2 protein-coding genes and 1 tRNA gene are annotated in these 2,524 nt (G+C 74.4%); all 3 read right to left on the bottom strand.

The window, feature by feature from the left end; translation table 11 throughout:
• Positions 1-2 precede the first annotated feature (2 nt).
• Positions 3-86, bottom strand: a tRNA-Tyr gene (locus ACFE86_RS22410).
• A gap of 290 nt (positions 87-376) precedes the next feature.
• Positions 377-2,194: a single-stranded-DNA-specific exonuclease RecJ gene (gene recJ / locus ACFE86_RS22415; protein WP_375457512.1), complete on the bottom strand. Its 1,818-nt coding sequence runs from the start codon at positions 2,192-2,194 to the stop codon at positions 377-379.
• 90 nt (positions 2,195-2,284) lie between these two features.
• A partial coding sequence (locus ACFE86_RS22420) for an NAD(P)(+) transhydrogenase (Re/Si-specific) subunit beta (RefSeq protein WP_375457513.1) occupies positions 2,285-2,524 on the bottom strand: 240 nt, incomplete at its 5' end.

Genomic DNA, 2,524 nt, shown 5'->3' on the forward strand with positions numbered 1-2,524 from the left:
TTTGGTGGGGGAAGTAGGACTCGAACCTACGAAGCTTACGCAGCGGATTTACAGTCCGCCCCCTTTGCCGCTCGGGACATTCCCCCAAAGGACGACCCATCGGGCCGCGCGCGGCCCTTATGGTGAGGGGGGCAGCGGGTGTCAACCGCGCGCCGGGGCTCCGAACCCGGGTTGGCGACACGAACCCGAGACGGCGCTCAGTGCCTTTGACGGACGACCAACCCGGCGTTCCGAGGCGCCCTCCGGAGCCGGCCTTCGCGTGTCGTCGACACGCGTTCGAGCCCCTGGCGCGGGCCGGCATCCGCCATGGCCGGCGGATCGGTGCCGGCGGCGTTCGGACACCGGGCGACGACGACGCCGGCGTGGCGGGACGGGATCAGTCGGCGGGGCCGAGGTCGCAGATCCGGACCTGCGCCCGCTCCGCGCCGCGCCAGCGGTCGCAGGCGAGCGTGCCGGCCACGTGGAACTCGCGGCCGATGCCCGACAGGATCGCCTGACCCAACGGCCCTTCCGCGCTGCGGAAGCTGATCGCGCCAACCGCCTGTCCGTCGCGGCTGCGCAGCTTGGCCCGGACATGGCTGTGGCCGACGATGGCGGCCTCGACGACGCGGTGGCGCGGCAGGGCGAAGACCGGCTCGGGCGCGCCCTGCCCAAACGGGCCTGCGCGCTGGATCAGGCGGACGCTCTCGGCGGTGGCTCCGCCGGCGCTGACGGTGCCGTCGACGAGCAGCGCCTCGACGGCGCGCGCCTGCGCGACGGCGTCCGCGAGGGTCTCGGTGAGGAACGCCGCGAAGCGGGCGAGGTCGGTGCCGGGAAGCGTCACGCCCGCGGCCATGGCGTGGCCGCCGCCCTTCCGTGCGATGCCGGCGGCGACGGCCTCGCGCACGGCGTGGCCGAGGTCGGCGCCGGGGATCGAGCGGCCGGAGCCCGTGGCGGTGCCGTCGGGCCGGAGCGCGAAGGCGAAGGCCGGGCGGCCGAAGCGTTCCTTCAGGCGCGCCGCGATCAGCCCGACGATGCCGGGGTGCCATTCGGCGCTGCCGGCCACCAGCACCGGGCGGTCCGGATCGCGTGCGAGGTCATGGTCGATCCCGGCCTCGGCCTCCGCCACGGCCTGCGCCTCGATCGCCTGCCGCTCGCGGTTGAGCCGGTCGAGTTCGAGCGCGATGCGGGCGGCTTCCGCGGGATCGCCGGTGGTCAGCAGCCGCGCGCCGAGGCCGGCATCGCCGATGCGCCCGCCCGCGTTGATGCGCGGCCCGAGCAGGTAGCCGAGGTGCCACGCCTCCGGCGGCCCGTCCAGCGCCGCGGCGTCGAGCAGCGCGGCGAGGCCGTGGCGCCCGCGGGCGCGCATCACGGTGAGCCCCTGGACCACGAAGGCGCGGTTCAGGCCGGTCAGCGGCACGACGTCGGCGACGGTGGCTAGCGCCACGAGGTCGAGGGCGTCGGTCAGCGACGGTTCGGGCCGCGCGCCGAACAGGTTCTCCGCCCGCAGGGTGCGCGCCAGCGCGACCAGCGTCAGGAAGACCACGCCGGCGGCGCAGAGATGGCCGAGGCCCGACAGGTCGTCGAGGCGGTTCGGGTTCACCAGCGCCCGCACCGGCGGCAGCACCTCGGGGGCGCCGTGGTGGTCGAGCACGATCACGTCGAGACCGAGCTTCGAGGCCTCCTCCAGGGGGCCGTGGCCCGAGGTGCCGCAATCGACGCAGACGAGCAGGGTCGCGCCCGCGCCGGCGAGCGCCGTGACCGCGGCGGTGTTGGGGCCGTAGCCCTCGGTGATGCGGTCGGGGATGTGGATGTGCGTCGGCACGCCGAGCGCCCGCAGGTAGCCGGCGAGCAGCGCCGCGCTCGCCGCCCCGTCGACGTCGTAGTCGCCGAACACCGCGACGCTCTCGCCGCGGCGGACGGCGCGCGCGAGGCGCCTGGCCGCGACCTCCATGTCGAGGAGGCAGGCCGGGTCCGGCATCAGGTCGCGCAGGCGCGGCTTGAGGAACGCCGCCGACGCGTCCGGTCGCACGCCGCGCCCGGCCAGCACCCGGGCGAGCAGCTCCGGCAACCCGTGCGCCTGGACCATGGTCGCGGCCCAACCCTGCGCGGCGGGGTCGGCGCAACGCTCGCGCCAGGGGCGGCCGAGGATCGAGCGATCGACGCCGAGGAAGGCGCGGGATGCGGGGCGGGATGCGGACACGGAAGCGATCATAGCCGGATCGCGAATGCCGCGCTGTCCTCCGGAAACGACAGCGGGGCGGGCATCACCGCCCGCCCCGCGCGTCCGTCCATCAATGGCGGATCAGAGGTTCTTCAGCACCTGATCGACCACCTTCTTGGCGTCGCCGAACAGCATCATGGTGTTGTCGCGGAAGAACACCTCGTTCTCGACGCCGGCATAGCCCGAGCCCATGCCGCGCTTGATGAAGATCACGGTCTTGGCGCGCTCGACGTCGAGGATCGGCATGCCGTAGATCGGCGAGGCCTTGTCGGTCTTGGCGGCCGGGTTGGTGACGTCGTTGGCGCCGATCACGAAGGCGAC

The sequence above is a fragment of the uncultured Methylobacterium sp. genome (genome assembly GCF_964244095.1).
In the GTDB taxonomy this organism is placed as follows: domain Bacteria; phylum Pseudomonadota; class Alphaproteobacteria; order Rhizobiales; family Beijerinckiaceae; genus Methylobacterium.